General features: G+C 53.3%; 2 rRNA genes. Both read right to left on the reverse strand.

The window, feature by feature from the left end:
• Positions 1-61, reverse strand: a 5S ribosomal RNA gene (gene rrf, locus DOQ08_RS15895); the annotation flags it as partial.
• An 84-nt stretch (positions 62-145) separates the two neighbouring features.
• Positions 146-3,037: ribosomal RNA gene (locus tag DOQ08_RS15900) — 23S ribosomal RNA — on the reverse strand.
• Positions 3,038-3,076 lie beyond the last annotated feature (39 nt).

Raw genomic sequence — 3,076 nt, forward strand, 5'->3', positions numbered from 1 at the left:
CTTGTTTCACTTCTGAGTTCGGGATGGGATCAGGTGGTTCCAAGCCGCTATGGTCGTCAGACAAAACGGTTTGATCACTGGGGGACGAGATGGAACGTGATACTGATTTCGTTGTTGCGTTATCCGCAATTGTCTTGGGTGTTATATAGTCAAGCCGCACGAGCAATTAGTACTGGTTAGCTCAACGCCTCGCAGCGCTTACACACCCAGCCTATCAACGTCCTGGTCTTGAACGGCTCTTCAGGAGGCTCAAGGCCTCAGGGAGATCTCATCTTGGAAGGGGCTTCCCGCTTAGATGCTTTCAGCGGTTATCCTATCCGAACATAGCTACCCAGCAGTGCTTCTGGCGAAACAACTGGAACACCAGCGGTTCGTCCACTCCGGTCCTCTCGTACTAGGAGCAGCTTTCCTCAAATCTCCAACGTCCACGGCAGATAGGGACCGAACTGTCTCACGACGTTCTAAACCCAGCTCGCGTACCACTTTAAATGGCGAACAGCCATACCCTTGGGACCGGCTTCAGCCCCAGGATGTGATGAGCCGACATCGAGGTGCCAAACACCGCCGTCGATGTGAACTCTTGGGCGGTATCAGCCTGTTATCCCCGGAGTACCTTTTATCCGTTGAGCGATGGCCCTTCCATACAGAACCACCGGATCACTATGACCTACTTTCGTACCTGCTCGACGTGTCTGTCTCGCAGTCAAGCGGGCTTGTGCCATTACACTAACCGTACGATGTCCGACCGTACTTAGCCCACCTTTGTGCTCCTCCGTTACGCTTTGGGAGGAGACCGCCCCAGTCAAACTACCCACCACACAGTGTCCTCAACCCCGATAAGGGGCCAGAGTTAGAACCTCAAACATGCCAGGCTGGTATTTCAAGGTTGGCTCCACCAGAACTGGCGTCCTGGTTTCAAAGCCTCCCAGCTATCCTACACAAGCATATTCAAAGTTCACTGTGAAGCTATAGTAAAGGTTCACGGGGTCTTTCCGTCTAGCCGCGGATACACCGCATCTTCACGGCGATTTCAATTTCACTGAGTCTCGGGTAGAGACAGCGCCCCCATCGTTACGCCATTCGTGCAGGTCGGAACTTACCCGACAAGGAATTTCGCTACCTTAGGACCGTTATAGTTACGGCCGCCGTTTACCGGGGCTTCGATCAAGAGCTTCGCACGAATGCTAACCCCATCAATTAACCTTCCGGCACCGGGCAGGCGTCACACCGTATACGTCCACTTTCGTGTTTGCACAGTGCTGTGTTTTTAATAAACAGTCGCAGGGGCCTGGTATCTTCGACCGGCTTCCGCTCCACCCGCAGGGGTTTCACGTACACACCGGCGTGCCTTCTCCCGAAGTTACGGCACCATTTTGCCTAGTTCCTTTACCCGAGTTCTCTCAAGCGCCTTGGTATTCTCTACCTGACCACCTGTGTCGGTTTGGGGTACGGTCCCGAATAGCCTGAAGCTTAGAAGATTTTCCTGGAAGCAGGGCATCAATGACTTCGCGCCCTTGGGCACTCGTCGTCGCGTCTCAGGATTGTGGACCCGGATTTGCCTAAGTCCACTCCCTACTCGCTTAAACCGGGACAACCGTCGCCCGGCTCACCTAGCCTTCTCCGTCTCTCCATCGCAGCTATCCAAGGTACGGGAATATTAACCCGTTTCCCATCGACTACACCTTTCGGTCTCGCCTTAGGGGCCGACTCACCCTGCGCCGATTAGCGTTGCGCAGGAACCCTTGGTCTTCCGGCGTGGGAGTTTTTCACTCCCATTGTCGTTACTCATGTCAGCATTCGCACTTCTGATACCTCCAGCATGCTTCTCAACACACCTTCGCAGGCTTACAGAACGCTCCCCTACCCCGCATACAGAGTATGCAGCCGCAGCTTCGGTAACCAGTTTGAGCCCCGTTACATCTTCCGCGCAGGCCGACTCGACTAGTGAGCTATTACGCTTTCTTTAAAGGATGGCTGCTTCTAAGCCAACCTCCTAGCTGTCTGAGCCTTCCCACATCGTTTCCCACTTAACTGGTATTTTGGGACCTTAGCTGGCGGTCTGGGTTGTTTCCCTCTTCACGACGGACGTTAGCACCCATCGTGTGTCTCCCGGATAGTACTCACAGGTATTCGGAGTTTGCATGGGGTTGGTAAGTCGAGATGACCCCCTAGCCCAAACAGTGCTCTACCCCCTGTGGTATTCGTCCGAGGCGCTACCTAAATAGCTTTCGGGGAGAACCAGCTATCTCCGGGCTTGATTAGCCTTTCACTCCGATCCACAAGTCATCCCCTGGCTTTTCAACGACAGTGGGTTCGGTCCTCCAGTTGATGTTACTCAACCTTCAACCTGCTCATGGATAGATCGCCCGGTTTCGGGTCTATGCCCAGCGACTAATTCGCCCTATTCAGACTCGGTTTCCCTACGGCTCCCCTAAACGGTTAACCTCGCCACTGAACATAAGTCGCTGACCCATTATACAAAAGGTACGCCGTCACAGAACAAGTCTGCTCCGACTGCTTGTACGCATACGGTTTCAGGATCTATTTCACTCCCCTCACAGGGGTTCTTTTCGCCTTTCCCTCACGGTACTGGTTCACTATCGGTCAGTCAGGAGTATTTAGCCTTGGAGGATGGTCCCCCCATATTCAGTCAACGTTTCTCGTGCGCCGACCTACTCGATTTCACTAGACTCAGATTTCGGATACGGGGCTATCACCCACTATGGCGGCACTTTCCAGAGCCTTCTCCTATCAGTTGTCTAGCTTAAGGGCTAGTCCCCGTTCGCTCGCCGCTACTTAGGGAATCTCGGTTGATTTCTTTTCCTCGGGGTACTTAGATGTTTCAGTTCCCCCGGTTCGCCTCTTACACCTATGTATTCAGTGCAAGATACCCGATCGAAATCGGGTGGGTTTCCCCATTCAGAAATGTCCGGATCACAGCTCGTTTGCCAGCTCCCCGAACCTTATCGCAGGCTTCCACGTCTTTCATCGCCTCTGACTGCCAAGGCATCCACCGTATGCGCTTAGTTGCTTGACTATATAACCCCAAGACAACTGTGCTCGATTAAGACCTGAA

The organism is Marinobacter litoralis (assembly GCF_003336705.1).
In the GTDB taxonomy this organism is placed as follows: Bacteria; Pseudomonadota; Gammaproteobacteria; order Pseudomonadales; family Oleiphilaceae; genus Marinobacter; species Marinobacter litoralis.